This is a genomic window from Flavobacterium sp., assembly GCF_017744675.1.
GTDB lineage: Bacteria > Bacteroidota > Bacteroidia > Flavobacteriales > Flavobacteriaceae > Flavobacterium.
In genome coordinates this window covers 374,498-391,189 of the sequence record NZ_JAGIAV010000001.1, presented here as the reverse complement: position 1 = coordinate 391,189, position 16,692 = coordinate 374,498, and the positions used below count along the sequence as shown (strand labels likewise).

Genomic DNA, 16,692 nt, shown 5'->3' with positions numbered 1-16,692 from the left:
GGTTAGGTTGGTTTATTGTTGTACTGGTTTAATAGCTGCCGGTTTTAAACTATCTTTTGAAACAGCCAAACTATCTACTGGCACAACAGGTTCAATTGGTTTTACCGGTGGCACATATCTTTTGATTTTCTGCTGTATTAAAACGGCGTCATTCAAAACAAAAGGCGTTGGCATCATCCAATCGCTTCTTGGTTTAACCTTCAACAATGGATTGCTCATTAAATCGAACGAACTTTCTAATAAATCCATATCAAAAACCGACGATTTATTGATGTAGAATTCCATTTCAAGCGGTTCGTTTCCAACCACATAATAGCATAAAATTTTTGAACCTTCACGTTCAAGACGATTGGTTTTTTCTCCCGAAGTGGTAACTCCATTTGCCTTAAAGTTGTAAAAAGTCATTTTTGGATTGGCAAAAATGTCGTAACGATTTACTTTTCTGTTTGGAGTAATCTTAATTTTCAAGTATCTATTATTTCCAATTACGCTATCTCTTAAAAACTGAATCGTCGGTTTTTGAATTTCAACAACTGGTGCAATAGCGCTGTATGTAAATGTTGTATTGTATTTGCTTGTTAGCGGAAGCGTATTTAATCCAACTGCTTTTTGATTGCTTTCGCCTAAATAAGATTTAGTCCATTCGTCCAAATTAGTATCATAAGTTGTCCAAACCGCAGAATTGTTATCGGCATTGTAAACATATAACAAGCTATTTGATTTGGCTTTTCCGTGTTCGTAACCAGAGTTATATCCTGCGTAAACGAAAAATCCGATCGAAGTAAGGAAGAAAACCACAATCCAAGCTCCTTTTTTAGCGAAAGCTCCAAATATTGGCAATAACAATCCGAACAATAAAACGGTTAGAACTGCACTTCCATATAATATTTTAAGTCCTAAGCCAATAGGAAACATTACAATAAAAGGCGCCACAATTGCTAGGGCAGGAATAGAGAATATTAAATTCATTCCTAAACTGTAATGTTGAGTGAAAACAAATATTCCGAATAATAATATTCCGAAATAAACCGGAATAATTAAGAAACCTGCTCCCGTTAAGCTATTCGCTAAAAATGCATTGATTATAATCCAAAGCAGCAAAGGCGCCACAAAATGGTTCATGGTTGTTTTAGCTTCAGAAAAATGGTGATAGAAAGCAAAACAGATCGCGATGCTCAGAGTAACAAAAGCACCAATATAAGCGTGTCCGTTGTAGGTAAATCCGTTTAAAAGATCAGAATATTGAGGGTAAATTTCAAGAATTAATTTCCAGCCTAAAAACGTTACCAATCCTGCAATTATAATAGATCCAAGAAGCGGAACAAATCCTTTAAAAATTTCTGTAAAAGTGATGATTCGTTTTACTTTTCCAACAAAAATGAAGATAACCAATAAACCAAAAGCTATAAGTGTCATTGGCATTACCCAAGTAAACGGATAACTGATGAAGGTAAAAGGAGCATTGAAGTAAACATCGTCTTCTGTAGACTCGGTCTGGTTTAAATCAATATTAGAGAAGTATTTTAGCAAAGGCATAATGTAAGTGCCTTGATGTGCCAATGTAGTTTTATTTAAATGCTGAACGTCGTCCTGTTGTGTGTGATAGTTGAAATGGCCATCAATAAAAGCGAAGTTGAATCCCTGAATATTGCCTTGTTCTCTAAAAACAGTTAAATCGGTATCGTTGGGAAGCATTTTGTAAATACTGTACATCAACGAATTTGAAACAGGATGCGAAGGCTTTGCTTTAGTAAATTCTTTGATTAGAGCTTCGTTTCCTTTATTGGTCTCCATCAGCATGTAGCTTGGTCCAGAAGTTCCTCTTGCTTCGAAGTTTAAAACCAAACCTACGTCTTTTGCCCAAGGATGTTTGTTTACGAATAAAGCAGCACCGTTTAATCCTAATTCTTCTGCATCAGAGAATAATATGATAATATCGTTTTTTTGAGGGTGTTTAGAGTATAAAAAGGCGCGAATGCCTTCTAAAATTGTAGCGACACCAGAAGCATCGTCGCTTGCACCTTTTGAAAAAGAATGCGGTGCACTGTCATAATGAGAAAGAAGTAAAAGTGCTTTTGTATTGTTTGTTCCCTTAATTCGAGCCAAAATATTTTTTGACTTTACCAAAAGACCTTTATCATTTAGAGTAAAACCTTCCTGAATGCTCGTTTCTAATCCGATTCTGTTTAATTCTAGCTTTAAGTAGTTGGCTACAAGTTCGTGATTGGTCGATCCGACATAATGCGGTTTCTGCGCAATAATTTCGACTTGATTTAAGGCTCTTTCGGTCGAAAATTCAGCTAGCGCTTCGTCATCTTTAGAGATGCCTTGCGGCATCATCGTGGCATATATAATGCCAAGTAAGGCTAAAACGCAGACTATGGCTAGAATTGAGGTGGGGTTTTTTCTCATGGTGAATAAATACTAACTATATTTCTTTTTTAACAAGCATAAAATAATCATTGTCCAAGGAGCGATATCCTTGATCGTACAAGAAATAATATGTATTTCCTGTCTTGGTCTGTAAAATGTTTGTAAAGAATTCAAAATCAAAGCCTTTTGTCAATAATTTGTCTCTGGAAGCTTTCGATTTTCCATCTACATTTAACTCTGCCAAAATACGGTAATTTTTGCGTAACTTGTTGTTTATATTTCGCATGAAATTCGTACTATCTTTATTTATTTTATTATTGTAGGCATTTCGGCAACTATCAGAGCAGAATTTCTTGTCTTCGCGGCCGAAAATTTTAGCTGAACATTCGAGGCATGTTTTCATTAATTCAATTTTTTAATTTCGTAAAGGTCAGATCTTCTGTCTTTTAATGTTTTTACACTTCCATGTTCGTGAAGTTCTTTCAATAAATTCAAATCAACATCAACAATAAGCGTCATTTCGGTGTTTGGAGTAGCTTCTGCTTTGATTCCATTACTCGGAAAGGCAAAATCAGACGGTGTAAACACAGAAGACTGCGCATATTGAATATCCATATTGTTTACTTTCGGAAGATTTCCAACGCAACCTGCTATGGCTACATAACACTCATTTTCGATGGCGCGTGCTTGCGAACAATGTTTTACACGAGTATATCCGTTTTGAGTATCCGTTAAAAATGGAACGAATAAAATATCCATTCCTTCATCTGCCAAAAGTCTCGAAAGTTCTGGAAACTCGACATCATAGCAGATCAGAATCCCTATTTTACCACAATCGGTATCAAAGGTTTTAAATTGCGATCCGCCTTTCATTCCCCAATGAATAACTTCATTTGGTGTGATATGAATTTTGGTATACATTTCTGAGGTACCATCTCTTTTGCATAAAAAACCGACATTGTACAGATTTCCGCTTTCTACATAAGGCATACTCCCCGTTATAATATTGATGTTGTATGAAATGGCAAATTCCTGAAAACGCTTGCGAATCGGATCTGTGTGTCGTGCGAGTTCGCGAATGGCTTCTGCTTCAGATAAATGATTGTAATCGGCCATTAAAGGCGCAGTGAATAATTCCGGAAACAAAGCAAAGTCTGATCCATAACCAGAAACGGCATCAATGAAAAACTCAGCTTGTTCAAAAAGGGCTTCAACATTATTTAGCGGACGCATCTGCCATTGGATTAATCCTAATCGAATGATTTCTTTTTTAAGATTAATCAGTTTCGGACTCTCTTCATAATAAATATTATTCCATTCCAATAGAACCGCAAATTCTTTCGATTCTTCGTCACCTTCCAAATAATTTTTAAGGATTTTCAAAACGTGAAAGTCATTACTTAACTGAAAAGAAAGAACAGGATCGTACAATTCTTTGGTGCGAACTTTTTCGATATACGTTTTAGGCGACATCTTTTTGGCGTGTTCCCTATAATTCGGAATTCTTCCTGCAAAAACAATCGCTTTTAAATTCAATTGCTCGCAAAGCTCCTTTCTTGCATCGTATAATCGGCGTCCTAAACGAAGACCTCTATAATTGGGGTGAATAAAAACATCTATTCCGTATAAAATTTCGGCATCTGGATTATGAGTAGAGAAGGTGTAATTACCGCTAATTTGCTGATAATTGTGTCGTTTCTCTACCAATTTTTCATCGATAATAAGAGATAGGGCAGAGCCAACGACTTTTCCGTCAACCAAAATCACCAACTGTCCCTCTGGAAAAATAGAAAGAAGTCTTTCTATATCATCAGATCCCCAATACGAATCGGCCATTTCTGGATACGATTCGATCATTGATTTTTTCAATTGTCTATAGTCCTCTATTTCAAGGTTTCTTAACTCTACTTTTTTGATTTTTGCCTGCATATCGTAAGATTTATCTCAAATATACAAAAAACAATTTCCATTTACAAACGCTTACAAACAGTTACAGTCGATAGTAAACAGTTAATAACCGACTGTCGGTGCTGAGGTTTCGCATCTTTGTCCTGTTGAATTTGAAAAACGATTCACTTAATACTAACATTAAATATTATACGCCATGAAAAACAGAGTACAATTAATCGGGAATGTAGGAAACGATCCAGAAGTTAAAACATTAGAAAACGGTAAAAAATTAGCACACGTTTCTATCGCTACAAAAGATTATTATAAAAATGATAAAGGTGAAAGAGTCGAACAAACCGAATGGCATCGCATAACAGCCTGGGGAAAAACAGCAGAAATCATCGAAAAGTTTGTTGTAAAAGGAAAAGAAATTGCTGTTGAAGGAAAACTGACGCACAGAAGCTACGATGATAAAAACGGTGAAAAGCGTTATATAACCGAAGTGGTTGTAAATGAAATTTTATTATTGAGTAAATAATTTAGAAGCTTTGTCAAAGTTTTAAACTTTGACAAAGCTAATTAAAGACAAACCCGACAGGTTTTTAAAACCTGTCGGGTTTAATGTTTACATATTCCGTTAGGAATATATGGTTGGTAGAAAAAAAAATGATGTTATTTGCGTAGTGTCCTGTAGGGACACCTGTTTTGCGTGATAAGATATGCGTTTTATTAATCAAACGTTCCTATGGAACGTAAAATCATGATCAAAATCGATTTTTACTACCGACGAGACATTCCTACGGAATGAATTGTTTTTAGTATTGAACAGCGATAAGTTAAATCCGACAGATTTTTAAAACCTGTCGGGTTTACTATTTTATCGAAAAAGGTTTTTATAAAATAGAAACGCCATTAGCATCGGTGGTCAGCACTTCACTCATATAATCAAAAAACGGTCTCATGTTTTTAAAAGCATCCAAGGCCAATTCTAAAAATTGCGGACTCAATACTTCTTTGTCGGTGAAACGTTTTATGACCAAAAATTGTTTAAAACGAAGTAAATCAATAGCAGGATGATTGACATCAAAACCTTTTGGTTTTGTTTTAAGCTGTTCGCCTTGTAAAACTCCAAAATTGCTTTTAAAAGATTCCGAATTCAATATTTTCTGAAACGATTCTGGATCGTGTGCAAATTCAGTTCTTATTCGTTTTAAATCGGCTGCATTTGGCCCCCAGAAACCACCCGCGAAAAAAGTGTTTCCTTTTTCCAGATGGAAATAATAACCGCCGCGTCTTGCAGCAGTGGCGCGAGTGTAGCTTCCGCCCCAAAAAGTCTTAAAAGGAGTTTTGTCTTTAGAAAAACGAATGTCACGATAGATTCTGTAAACGCTTTTTTTGCCCGAAGTATTTTCTAGAACATCTGTTTTGGAAAGTTCTTTTAATAAAGCACCAGCAAAGTTTTCGATATGATTAAGTTCGATTAAATATTGTGGTTTGTTGGCTTCAAACCATGGCTTATTGTTGTTTTGTTTTAGTTCAACCAAAAAATCAAGGCTAGATTGAGGTATTATAATATCGTTTTTCATAGTAGTATTAAAATCGAAAGTTGACTGCAATTTAAAACTAAAAAACCCACCAGAGAAATCGGATGGGTTTTTCTATATGCTTTAAGCAGTTTTTTTAAATAAATCAAACATAGGACAGCGTGAACAGCGTTTCTTTTCGCTCTTTTTATATTTCTCGCAGCAAGAAGATTTACAGTTTTCAATCTTCTTAATTTTATCAAGGATATCTTTGTTTTTCTTTTTCTTTTTATCCTTTTTTTTGTCCTTGTCTTTTTCTTTCTTGCTCAATTTTCCTCTGTATTATAAAAACAGAGACAAATATAAATCAAAAAAGTTATTTTTAAGTGTTCTAAATAAACTTTAACTTTTTTATTTAGGATTAATAGCAATTGAGCTCGTAACTGTTAATTGCTGAATATCACGATCAAACAAGTAAAGACCTCCTTTGTCATCGCCAATTAAGTTGATTTTGTCTAAGATAGATTTAGCTGTAGCTTCTTCTTCGATTTGTTCAGAAACATACCATTGTAAGAAATTGTGAGTAGCATAATCTTTTTCTTCAAAAGTAATATGTACCAATTCATTGATCGATTTCGAAACAAAAAGTTCATGATTATAAAGTTCCTCAAACATTTCTTTAAAAGTAGAATAACTTGTTTTTGGTGCTTTTAGATCTGTAATTTGAGCATGTCCTCCGCGTTCGTTTACATACTTAATCAATTTAAGCATATGTGCACGCTCTTCATCTGACTGTGTATACATAAATTGCGCAATTCCTTCCAATCCGTGCACTTCAGCCCAACAAGCCATAGAAAGATAAGTTTGTGAAGATTCTGCTTCTATACGGATTTGCTTGTTTAAAGCCGATTCAATATTTTTTGCTAACATAATAAGTGTCTTTTTTGTAAAATTAAGAAAAATTATTCATTTCATTTTTTCGAAACCTTGAAAACATTAGAGATGTCAATTAATTATCAATAAAATTATAGAGAGCAATTTTTTTAAAAGTAGCAGGGTTTTAATGTGGAGTTGTTTTTTAATATACATGCTATAAAAAAGCCCTTAAGAAAAAATCCTAAGGGCCTTTTAAAATCAGTAATTAAAAAAAAATTATTTTACAATAAAAGTAACTCTTCTAGCTAATCTTCTAGCTTCGTCAGAATCTTTTTGGATTGATGTATCAGCGCCTTCAGCTACAACATTTAAACGTGAAGAAGCAATTCCAGCTTTTTCAAAAATAGTTTTAACATTCGTTGCTCTTGCGTATGATAGTTTTTCGTTGTACTCTGCTTTTCCAACTTGATCAGCATAACCAACTAAGTCAAGAGATGCTGAAGGGTTTTTTCTCAAGTAATTTAAAACAACATCAATTGCTGCAGTTGAGTTTTCGATAGGCGTTGTTTTGTTGAAATCAAAATAAACACTGTAGTATTTATCATTGATCATTCTCTTAATCAAATCACTATCTGTAAGTTGAGGAGTAGTAACCTGTTTTTCAACAACCACTTCTTTTTGTGCAGGTATTTTCTTGATTTGATTTTCAAGATCTGATACTTTGTTTTCTAAAGCAGAAATATCAGTATTGTTGTTGTTTTCTAATACGATCCAATCTGCATGTTTGGTATTTTTTCCTAAGTAAATGTTTAAACCAACAGTTCCATTAAAAATCAATCCAGAAAAACCTCTGTTTTCAGGTACATATGCTCCATTAAAAGTATGATCTTGGGTAGCATTTAAAATAGTAGAGAAATCACCAGTTAAAGCTACTCGATTTGATAGTCTTATTTGTCCAGTTATACCAGCAATAAAATTTCCTACTTCATCTGCTCCTTTAAAACTATCACTTCTTAATTGACCATAACCAAAACCAGCATGACCTAATAAACCGAAAGTATTAGTCCAAGTTTCAAAATTCATGATGCGGCCTAAGTTAGCAACAGCTTGTAAATCTACTCTGTAATATTTTGAATCAAAATCTAATGAACTGCCTTTTGCAGTAAAACTGTTGTATCCAAAATCTGCTTTTAAACCAAATTTGTTGTTAAACATGTAACGAACACCTAAATCACCAGTCCATGGGCTTATCGTGTTTGTAGAATATCCGCTATTAAATGGTCGTTGCGGTTTGTTAAAACCTGCGCCTAAATCTATAGACCATTTATTATAGCTGTTATTGTTTTCTGTTTGCGCATGTACTCCAGTCAACGCTAGGGCAAATGCGAGAGTCATTACAACTTTTTTCATTATTTCTTAATTTTAAATTTTTGTCCAAAACAACGATAAATTGTAAGTAAAATCTTTCCTTAAAAGTCAAAAAAGTATTAAAATAGGATTAATTGCAAAAATCTAAAGATTAGAAAATAACAAGTAGATAAGATGTTTTAATGTAAGTTATTGATTGCGAATCTGTTTAATTGAATCCGTCGGTAAATTTGCGAAGCACAAGCTGTTTGGCAGTAATATCATAATAGCTTAAAATAGTGTAATTATTTAGCTTTAGGGTATTATAAAGGACTGCTTCTTTATGAGAATCTAAAAAGAAGAAAATCTTGTCGGTTGCAAAAGGTGCATGCGTTTCTTGAGTAAGTTCGAGCTTTTTGGTCCATATACTTTCAAGAAATATAGAGTAATTGGTTTCAAAATTGTAATAACTGTTGGATGGAAAATCACCAAAAGGGTTGTTAAAATTAACACTATTCATAGATATTGAGTTCAAATCTACTCCAGTTCCTCCTAGAGTGATGAATAGATTTTTGTCGTTTTTATAAACCGAAAGTCCTGCATCGAGAGAAGACAATGCTTTTAAAAATTTGGCTGTATTCTTTATTTTTCTCGGTTCTCGGTCTTCGATCTGCATCAATAGAGGCGAATTACTAAAACGAATGGTATCTTTTTTTGAAACAGCAAAGTTTTTTACCAACTCACCCGATTCATAATCTTTGATATCAAATAGAAGTTCATCAGGATTAACACTGATTTGATATAATTTATTTTCATGATAATACGAGTTGGTCGTTTTTGGATTTTTATTCCCAACAGGTTGTAAAAATGTCTTTTCTTTTATTTCAAGACTTTCCAAATCAATATCGAATAATTGTGTTTTTCTGAAATTTTGATCTAAAGTTAGAATCAAGCGATTCGGAAGAATGTAAATTTTGCTTTTGGCAGTAACTTTATATAACGGATTATATTCTCCAGATCCCATTTTTTCTATAGGATTTTCAAATAAAATCTGATGGAATGTTTTAGGCTGGCTTTTCTGATCTATAAACTTGAAAGAACTGAAATCTAAAAATTTCTCTTGAGCCATTCCGTTTTTGAAAATAAAAGCGGTCAAAGCTTCTTTTGTTTTATCTTTCATCAACAAATAAAAATTGTTGTCTTTCTGATACTGTGTTATTAAGGAATAATCTTCAAATGGAATCTGTAATTTTAAAGCCCGTGAAGTTTTATTTTCGAGATAATACTTGATTACAATTATTGATTTCTCTTCTTTCGAAAACCAATATAAAGTAGGATTTCCGTCTTCGCTGAAACTATAGCCCATCAAGGATCTATTTTCTGTGTATTGACGGTTTGTAACAAATTTATCTCTTAAAAATAAAGCGCTGTTGTATTTTAATATCGAAAGGCTGTCTGCCCTTGCAGCAAAAACAAATACATCATGAGTAACTGTGTTCTCGCCAGTCATAATTTCAGATTGGGCGATTTTGTTTTTTAAATCGAATGCATAAGAAGTCAGTACTGTCTGGCTTAACAAAACAGAACTGGAGATTAAAAACAAAAAAAGAAAAATTCGTCTCATATGTTTTAGGGCGCAAAAATCATTCCGCTTATTTATTGATTCATAAGCTCTTGAAAAAGATCTACAAATTGGCCAACGTGCATGCCGTCCATTAAACCATGATGTACATAAACCGCCATCGACATGGTTCTTTTTCCAGTTTCAGAAACCATCATTTTTCCAAACGAAATTTTCGGACAGCTGTCTGGATAGGTAAAACTGCGGGCATGAGTTATAGAACTGAAATTCAACCACGGAATTGCCGAAAAATGAATCAGATTATCATAATCAAAAGATCTTGTGAAAAGTCCGGTTGTGCTTTGAATGCGTTCTATTTCGCTTAATGCTATTTGTTCGAATGTTTTAAAATCAGGATCATATTCAATTAAAGAAAATCCGAAAGTGCCATCTTCACGGCCAATTGTTGCCGATGCATCAATGCGGTCGTTAATGTAAATTTGGTTTCCTGAAATGCGATATCTAAAATTTTCGATGGCATTTACCGCCGCCAAAGTTTTATGCAAATAGAAAATGAAGAAAGAAGCATTCAGGCTTTTTGCGGTTTGATACGCTTTGGTGCAATCGATTTCTACTGTGGCGCCAAAAAAAGGTTCTTCCATTTGTTTAAAATGGGCAAAATGCTCTTTTCTATTCCAATTTTCTAAGTCTAAAAGTGTTTTCATTATAATAAATTCGGAACTACTTCTGCAATAGTTTCAAATGAACTAAAGTGCTCGTGTTCTATAGTATGATTAATTTTTTCGTGTTCCCAAGTAGTGTGAAACGGAATATGAACGGCATAACCGCCAATTCCTAAAACTGGGAGAACATCTGATTTTAATGAATTTCCGATCATCAAAAACTCATGCGCCTGAATGTCTAAACGTCCGAGCAATTTTTGATAATCGATTTCTTGTTTGTCTGACATTACCTCGATATGGTGAAAATAATGCCCCAAACCAGAACGGTGCAATTTGCTGTGCTGGTCTTTTAAATCGCCTTTTGTAGCTACGACCAATTTGTATTTGCCTTTTAAAGCTTCAAGAGTTTCTTCAATTCCGTCTAGCAATTCAATTGGTTTTTCAAGCAGTTCTTTTCCGTATTGGATGATTTTCTCAATGACTTCAATCGGAATAGTATTGTTCGAAATGTTCATTGCTGCTTCAATCATCGAAAGGATATAACCTTTTATTCCGTAGCCGTACAAAGGCAGATTGGCAATTTCGATTTTGAATAATTCTTGCGAAATGCCTTGATGCGAAAGATAATCTTCCATCAAAGCACAAAATTTATGTTCGGTTTCTTGGAAGTATGGTTCGTTTACAAACAAAGTATCATCGGCATCAAAGGCGATTACTTTTAAGTTTGGTATTTTAGTTTTATGTAACATAGTGTTTTTTTGTTTCAAGTTTCAGGTTTTCTTTGTTTCAAGTTTTTTAGCCACGAATTCACGAATTATAGCTAATTGGATAAATTATTTTGAAAACAGTAGAAGTAATTTCACTAATTTTTGGTTACTGATTAATTTCGTTAAGATAAAAAAATAAATCTGCTCAATCTGCGTAATCTGCGGGAAATTTTATTTAACCACTCCCGATAGCTATCGGGATAAAATGATTTTGAGGATTTTTAAAAAATCTGCTCAAATCTATTGAATCTGCGAGAAACTTTTTAATCTCGATTCTTAGAAAACAATCTTTTCAAAGAAATCGTTTTATCGTAAAACGTAATTCGGATTCCGAAAAGGAGAATGATTCCGCCGATAATCATTTGTAAAGTTATTTTTTCTTCCAAAAACAACCAAGCCAAAATCGAGGTAATTACAGCTTGACTTAATAAACTTAATGAAACTCGGGTTGCTCGCATGTGTTGCGTTGCATAACTAATCGAAAGCCAGGCACACAATTGGCAAATAACAGCTTGTAAAACCAAAACAAACCAACCCGTATCTGTAAATCCTGTGAAAGGTTCGTTTAACGAATAGCATAAAATTCCTAAATAAATGCTCGAAGCCGTTAAACTAATTGTCATAAACGAAAGAACATCAACTGTAGAAAGCACATTTTTGCTGACCAAAAGATAAATCGAATATAGGATTCCCGATAAAACCGCGAATAGAAATGCCTGATCGAAGTTTAAATCGATAAAAAACTCAAAACCGACCAAAGTGATCATTCCGAATAAAGCGACCAAAGTACCGATCCAGAAATTCGTTGCGGGTTTTGCTTTCAAAAAGAAAAAAGAACCCACTCCAACCCAAACGGGAGATAAATTCGTCAAAAGGGAAGCCTGAGTCGCGCTTGATTCCTGAATGGCGATATTCCAAACGGCAACATCAGACGAGAATAAAACACCGCAAAGTGCAGCCAAAAGAGCAAATTTTAAACTTGGGAGTTTAAAATTTCCACTTAAAACAACATAAGGCAGTAAAAGTAAGACAGCAAAAAACATTCGGTAAAAAGCCGAAATTAATCCTGGTGCTAAACGTAATTTTACCAATATCGGAAAAATAGATATGCAGAGTATACCGCAGATTAGGGCTAATCTTGGTTTGGTGAGTTTCATTTAATGTATTTTATTCTTGTATTATTTTTTCAAAGATAATCTACAAAAACGAATAGTTTGAAAGCAAAAAGCGCGAATTGGTTAAAAATTAACTATTCGCGCTTTTTGAAGTTATATGGACTTGTTGGTTTGAGCTTAATCAACAAATTTTCTAATAATGTATTCTTTTGTTTTATTGTCGTAATAACCTAAATAATATGATGATTGCATTCTGAATAATGTTTGGGAAGAAACGTCTGTAGTATCATCAAAGAAAGTTCTGATTTTATCGAAAGCTAATGGCTGTAATTCCGTTTTTAGATGATTATTATCTTTATCAAATAAACATTCTATTTTTACTACTTTTCTATTTGAATAAGAATTAAAATTATTCATTGTCGAATTATAATATGCCATTGTTGCTCCAGCGACAGCCGAAGCGGCAATTCCTACCAATCCACCGCCAATAAATATTGGAGAAGTTCCTTGTTTTAATTCAGAAACACTTCCAAGTGTGATTAATGTATTATCACCAATATTATAGCATGAAATTCCAGAATTTAGTTTGTTTACTTTTCTAATAAACTGCGAACTGGTTTCTAAAATTCTTTTTCCTCCAAAATCACCGCCTTCTTGATAGATTTCTGAATTTTTGAAATCAATAGGAGCATCTGGGGTTACATTATATTCTTTCAGAACATTTCCATCTAAATCTTTTATCGTAAAGAAAAAAGAATTAGGGGAGCTTTTCATCTGATATAATTTTTTAGCAAAATAAAAGGAATTTGAATTTAAAGTTTCGCGGTTTTCATTTATAATAATGGTTTTGTTTATGATTTTTTCTTTCGCCGTGTAGTTTTTTAAATCTATTACAAAAATTTGTGTGTAATCTACATTAGAGTCAAGTGTTATAATCAGTTCGTTATTGTCGACATAACATTTTCTTTTTTTGGCTCCATCTGTAATAGAAGTTGGAGTTTCTGAATTAATGTTTTGTAATGAAAATGGAGCTTCGAACGCTAACAGACTTTCTTCGAAGATACCATATAGGTTCGTTTTTGTATAATCTTTTTTATAAAAACGGAAATTGCTTAAGTCAATTGTTTTTGTTTCGTGATATCCATCCTGATCAAAAACATGAAGCTTTAAGGTACTGGTTTCTTTTACTATTGTTAAGATAAAAAAGTTATCATTGGAACTAAAACCTTGCAAAACCTGCTCGTTCTGAATAAGTAGAGTTAATTCCTGCGTTGAGATCTTTCGGGTTTTAAAATCATAAAATTGTGAAAGGACTAAGCTTCGGTCTTTAGATGCCCAAAACAGCCTTGCATTAGAATTAGTTGAGTTATATCCAATCATTTCAGCAAATTTTTTCTTATCAGGTCTTTCGCTAGAAATACTATCAATAACTTGCATTTTTTCATTTAAACGTATGGCTTTTACTTTGATCTTGTCGCTAACAAATAAAGTCACTTCTTTATCATTGTTTACGATTGGAAGAACATCGCGATGTTTTTTTAATTCAAGTGGAGTGTAATATACAAGTTCCTGTGAAAATGAAATTAAACTAAAAAGTAATAGCGTAGCAAGGAGTAGTTTTTTTGGCATTCGCAATTATTTGTAATGTATTAAAGATTTTTTGTACAAATCTAAATACTTTCTGTTATTTTAAAAGCAAAAAGCGCGAATCAATTAAAATCTTAATTGGTTCACGCTTTTTTGTTTTAAACTACAGCAAATTTACTGCAAGCTTTCTGAATTTGTTTATCCGAAAATGGTTTGAGCGTTTCGGCTAGCATTTCACTGGTTTTGATGCATTCCATCATTTTTGATCGTAGATTTTTGTCATCTCCCAAATCTGTTTCAAGAATTCGCTTGAAAATTTCAGCTAGATAACTGGGCTGTTCTCTAAAATCTCCTTCAAACCAAAGATCTGAAAGGAATTTTGCCATTGATGGCATCACATCGTGTTGTGTCGGTTTTTGATTTTCTTTTGTCATATACGAAAATATTAAACGCACGAAACTCTCGCTTTAGATGTGACAAAATATCCTTACAGATAGATTTTCCCGAGTTTCCATAGGGTCATCATGGCGAGAGTTCGCTTATTTTAACTTTTATTAAAGTTTCAATATTATATGTAAGGTTTTTTTGTCAAGACAAACTTATAAATTCAAACTTATATAAAAGTAAAAAACATGAGAAATTTCTCATGTTTTTAATATTTCGAATTTTGAAATAGAATCTTAATTTACAGTCGCACCATTCGGTGCATCAGCATCTGGATTTACGAAAACTAATTTTCCTTCTGCATTGGTTGTCATCAAGATCATTCCTTGACTTTCAACACCGCGCAAAGCTCTTGGCGCTAAGTTGGCTAATACAGAAACTCGTTTTCCGATGATTTCTTCTGGAGAAAAACTTTCAGCAATTCCCGAAACAATCGTGCGAACATCGATTCCAGTATCAACTTTAAGAACTAAAAGCTTGTTTGCTTTTGGCATTTTTTCAGCTTCTAAAATAGTTCCGATACGAATATCCATTTTCGCGAAATCCTCAAACTGAATTAATTCTTTTTGCGGATCTGGTTGTTTGCTTTCAGCAAGATTTGCTGTTTTTGTTGCTTCCAATTTATCTATTTGTTTTTGTATTTCTTCGTCTTCGATTTTAGCAAAAAGCAATTCTGCTTCACCAATTTTGTGTCTTGCTGGCAATAAATCTGAGTTTTCAGAAATATCATTCCAACCCAATGTTTTATCCAGAATAACATCTGTAGAACCAGGATGGTTTTCTTTCAAATATTTACTAAATCCTTTAAAGTGTTCTTTAAGATCATTAAGATTTAAGATTTTTGACAATTTAGCCGCTGTAAACGGTAAAAATGGTTCCGCTAAAACGCTTAACGCAGCAGCAATTTGCAGCGCTACATACATTTGAGTTTTTACACGCTCTGGATTGTCTTTCATCACTTTCCAAGGCTCTTCGTCTGCTAAGTATTTATTTCCTAAACGAGCCACATTCATCAATTCGCCCAAAGCTTCACGGAATCTATAACGCTCCACCGAACTTGCAATTACAGCTGGATACGCTTTTAATTCGTTTAAAGTAGCTTCGTCAATTTCTGTAAATTCGTTTGGAGTTGGAATAACGCCATCGTAATATTTGTTGGTTAAAACTACAACACGATTTACAAAATTTCCGAAAACGGCAACCAATTCGTTGTTATTTCTAGCTTGGAAATCTTTCCAAGTAAAATCATTGTCTTTTGTTTCAGGCGCGTTTGATGTTAAAGCGTAACGCAAAACATCCTGTTTGTCTGGAAACTCTTCTAAATATTCGTGCAACCAAACCGCCCAGTTTTTAGAAGTCGAAAGTTTGTTTCCTTCCAAGTTCAAGAACTCATTTGCTGGAACGTTGTCTGGCAGAATGTAGCTTCCTTCTGCTTTTAACATTGCCGGGAAAATAATACAGTGGAAAACAATATTGTCTTTTCCGATAAAGTGAACCAATTTTGTTTCTTCATCTTTCCAATACGGTTCCCAATCTTTTCCTTCGCGCGCTGCCCATTCTTTTGTAGAAGAAATGTAGCCAATTGGCGCATCAAACCAAACGTATAGTTTTTTGCCTTCAGCACCTTCAACCGGAACGTCAATTCCCCAATCTAAGTCACGAGTTACGGCGCGAGGTTCTAATCCAGCATCGATCCAAGATTTTACTTGTCCGTAAACATTGGTTTTCCAATCGTTTTTATGTCCAACTAAAATCCATTCTGTTAAGAAATCAGAATATCGGTCTAAAGGTAAAAACCAGTGTTTTGTTTCTTTTAAAATCGGAGTTTCTCCAGTAATTGTCGATTTTGGATTAATCAAATCCGTAGCGTTTAAGGTAGATCCGCAATTTTCGCACTGATCTCCGTAAGCTCCGTCATTACCACATTTCGGACAAGTTCCCACAACAAAACGGTCTGCCAAAAACTGATTTGCTTTTGCATCGTACAATTGTTCGGTTACTTCTTCGATAAAATCTCCTTTATCATATAATGTTCTAAAGAATTCCGAAGCCGTATCGTGATGAATTTTTGCCGAAGTTCTAGAATAATTGTTGAATGAAATTCCGAAATCTTCAAACGACTTGCGGATAATTCCATCATATTTATCAATAACTTCTTGTGGTGTAATTCCTTCTTTTTTGGCTTTCATAGAGATTGCAACTCCGTGTTCATCGCTTCCGCAGATAAATGCTACATCTTTTCCTTGCAATCTTAAATATCTTGAATATATATCTGCAGGCACGTAAACCCCTGCCAAGTGACCAATATGAATAGGTCCGTTGGTGTAAGGCAATGCCGCCGTGATCGTATATCGCTTTGGATTCTGTGTCATTAATATGAATTTTAGAGTGCAAAAATAAGCAATAGAATTGAGATTTCGTTATTACGCAGAGATTCACAAAGAAAAAGCGCAGAGATTCGCTGAGATTTTTTTGAAAGAAGTGAAAATTAATCTCGCAAAGGCGCAGAGTCGCAAAGTTTTTTGC

General features: G+C 33.9%; 15 protein-coding genes. 1 reads left to right on the top strand and 14 read right to left on the bottom strand.

The window, feature by feature from the left end; all coding sequences use genetic code 11:
• Nucleotides 1-12 precede the first annotated feature (12 nt).
• Genes J7574_RS01695 through J7574_RS01685 form a run of 3 tightly spaced genes read right to left on the bottom strand, consistent with a single transcriptional unit; the run spans nt 13 to nt 4,302 of the window.
• Nucleotides 13-2,412, bottom strand: coding sequence for a M28 family peptidase (locus J7574_RS01695; RefSeq protein ID WP_290963275.1), 2,400 nt, complete (start codon nt 2,410-2,412; stop codon nt 13-15).
• Nucleotides 2,413-2,428: 16 nt separating this feature from the next.
• On the bottom strand, nt 2,429-2,776 hold the full coding sequence (locus tag J7574_RS01690; RefSeq protein ID WP_008465546.1) for a hypothetical protein: 348 nt from the start codon (nt 2,774-2,776) through the stop codon (nt 2,429-2,431).
• Entirely contained in the window at nt 2,776-4,302 is a 1,527-nt protein-coding gene (locus tag J7574_RS01685; protein ID WP_290963269.1) for a bifunctional GNAT family N-acetyltransferase/carbon-nitrogen hydrolase family protein, read from the bottom strand. The genes J7574_RS01690 and J7574_RS01685 overlap by 1 nt, the downstream gene beginning before the upstream one ends.
• Nucleotides 4,303-4,477: 175 nt before the next feature.
• Between J7574_RS01685 and J7574_RS01680 the strand changes: the two genes are divergently transcribed.
• Nucleotides 4,478-4,801, top strand: coding sequence for a single-stranded DNA-binding protein (locus J7574_RS01680; protein ID WP_290963267.1), 324 nt, complete (start codon nt 4,478-4,480; stop codon nt 4,799-4,801).
• A gap of 355 nt (nt 4,802-5,156) precedes the next feature.
• Here the strand turns inward: J7574_RS01680 and J7574_RS01675 are convergent, their stop codons facing one another.
• The 11 genes from J7574_RS01675 to metG all read right to left on the bottom strand — a co-directional run bounded on the left by J7574_RS01675 (nt 5,157) and on the right by metG (nt 16,538).
• Complete coding sequence (locus J7574_RS01675; protein ID WP_290963265.1) at nt 5,157-5,849, bottom strand: DUF2461 domain-containing protein; 693 nt, start codon at nt 5,847-5,849, stop codon at nt 5,157-5,159.
• Between the two features lie 81 nt (nt 5,850-5,930).
• Nucleotides 5,931-6,116, bottom strand: a complete 186-nt coding sequence (locus tag J7574_RS01670) for a hypothetical protein (protein WP_029271150.1) — start codon at nt 6,114-6,116, stop codon at nt 5,931-5,933.
• 81 nt (nt 6,117-6,197) lie between these two features.
• Nucleotides 6,198-6,716 (bottom strand): ferritin, encoded by a 519-nt coding sequence (locus tag J7574_RS01665; protein WP_290963260.1) that lies wholly within the window; start codon nt 6,714-6,716, stop codon nt 6,198-6,200.
• 222 nt (nt 6,717-6,938) lie between these two features.
• Nucleotides 6,939-8,072, bottom strand: a complete 1,134-nt coding sequence (locus J7574_RS01660) for an OmpA family protein (RefSeq protein ID WP_290963258.1) — start codon at nt 8,070-8,072, stop codon at nt 6,939-6,941.
• A gap of 166 nt (nt 8,073-8,238) precedes the next feature.
• Complete coding sequence (locus tag J7574_RS01655; protein ID WP_290963256.1) at nt 8,239-9,633, bottom strand: hypothetical protein; 1,395 nt, start codon at nt 9,631-9,633, stop codon at nt 8,239-8,241.
• A 32-nt stretch (nt 9,634-9,665) separates the two neighbouring features.
• The gene (locus tag J7574_RS01650) at nt 9,666-10,295 is read right to left on the bottom strand and encodes a chloramphenicol acetyltransferase (protein WP_290963254.1); all 630 of its coding nucleotides are present in this window, start codon (nt 10,293-10,295) and stop codon (nt 9,666-9,668) included.
• Nucleotides 10,295-11,002, bottom strand: coding sequence for an HAD family hydrolase (locus J7574_RS01645; RefSeq protein ID WP_035653506.1), 708 nt, complete (start codon nt 11,000-11,002; stop codon nt 10,295-10,297). Before J7574_RS01645 ends, J7574_RS01650 begins: the two co-directional genes overlap by 1 nt.
• A 281-nt stretch (nt 11,003-11,283) precedes the next feature.
• Nucleotides 11,284-12,177, bottom strand: coding sequence for a DMT family transporter (locus tag J7574_RS01640; protein WP_290963252.1), 894 nt, complete (start codon nt 12,175-12,177; stop codon nt 11,284-11,286).
• 135 nt (nt 12,178-12,312) lie between these two features.
• On the bottom strand, nt 12,313-13,764 hold the full coding sequence (locus tag J7574_RS01635; protein ID WP_290963250.1) for a hypothetical protein: 1,452 nt from the start codon (nt 13,762-13,764) through the stop codon (nt 12,313-12,315).
• Nucleotides 13,765-13,880: 116 nt separating this feature from the next.
• Nucleotides 13,881-14,156 (bottom strand): hypothetical protein, encoded by a 276-nt coding sequence (locus tag J7574_RS01630; RefSeq protein ID WP_290963248.1) that lies wholly within the window; start codon nt 14,154-14,156, stop codon nt 13,881-13,883.
• A gap of 246 nt (nt 14,157-14,402) precedes the next feature.
• A complete protein-coding gene (metG, locus tag J7574_RS01625) occupies nt 14,403-16,538 on the bottom strand; it encodes a methionine--tRNA ligase (protein WP_290963246.1) in 2,136 nt (711 codons plus the stop codon).
• Nucleotides 16,539-16,692: the final 154 nt, after the last annotated feature.

Bases quoted from the DNA above. Each gene is read 5' to 3' on its own strand.
- metG (WP_290963246.1), bottom strand. From the start codon at position 16,538: ATGACACAGAATCCAAAGCGATATACGATCACGGCGGCATTGCCTTAC.
- J7574_RS01660 (WP_290963258.1), bottom strand. From the start codon at position 8,072: ATGAAAAAAGTTGTAATGACTCTCGCATTTGCCCTAGCGTTGACTGGA.
- J7574_RS01665 (WP_290963260.1), bottom strand. From the start codon at position 6,716: ATGTTAGCAAAAAATATTGAATCGGCTTTAAACAAGCAAATCCGTATA.
- J7574_RS01680 (WP_290963267.1), top strand. From the start codon at position 4,478: ATGAAAAACAGAGTACAATTAATCGGGAATGTAGGAAACGATCCAGAA.
- J7574_RS01635 (WP_290963250.1), bottom strand. From the start codon at position 13,764: ATGCCAAAAAAACTACTCCTTGCTACGCTATTACTTTTTAGTTTAATT.
- J7574_RS01645 (WP_035653506.1), bottom strand. From the start codon at position 11,002: ATGTTACATAAAACTAAAATACCAAACTTAAAAGTAATCGCCTTTGAT.
- J7574_RS01630 (WP_290963248.1), bottom strand. From the start codon at position 14,156: ATGACAAAAGAAAATCAAAAACCGACACAACACGATGTGATGCCATCA.
- J7574_RS01690 (WP_008465546.1), bottom strand. From the start codon at position 2,776: ATGAAAACATGCCTCGAATGTTCAGCTAAAATTTTCGGCCGCGAAGAC.
- J7574_RS01685 (WP_290963269.1), bottom strand. From the start codon at position 4,302: ATGCAGGCAAAAATCAAAAAAGTAGAGTTAAGAAACCTTGAAATAGAG.
- J7574_RS01650 (WP_290963254.1), bottom strand. From the start codon at position 10,295: ATGAAAACACTTTTAGACTTAGAAAATTGGAATAGAAAAGAGCATTTT.
- J7574_RS01640 (WP_290963252.1), bottom strand. From the start codon at position 12,177: ATGAAACTCACCAAACCAAGATTAGCCCTAATCTGCGGTATACTCTGC.
- J7574_RS01675 (WP_290963265.1), bottom strand. From the start codon at position 5,849: ATGAAAAACGATATTATAATACCTCAATCTAGCCTTGATTTTTTGGTT.
- J7574_RS01655 (WP_290963256.1), bottom strand. From the start codon at position 9,633: ATGAGACGAATTTTTCTTTTTTTGTTTTTAATCTCCAGTTCTGTTTTG.
- J7574_RS01695 (WP_290963275.1), bottom strand. From the start codon at position 2,412: ATGAGAAAAAACCCCACCTCAATTCTAGCCATAGTCTGCGTTTTAGCC.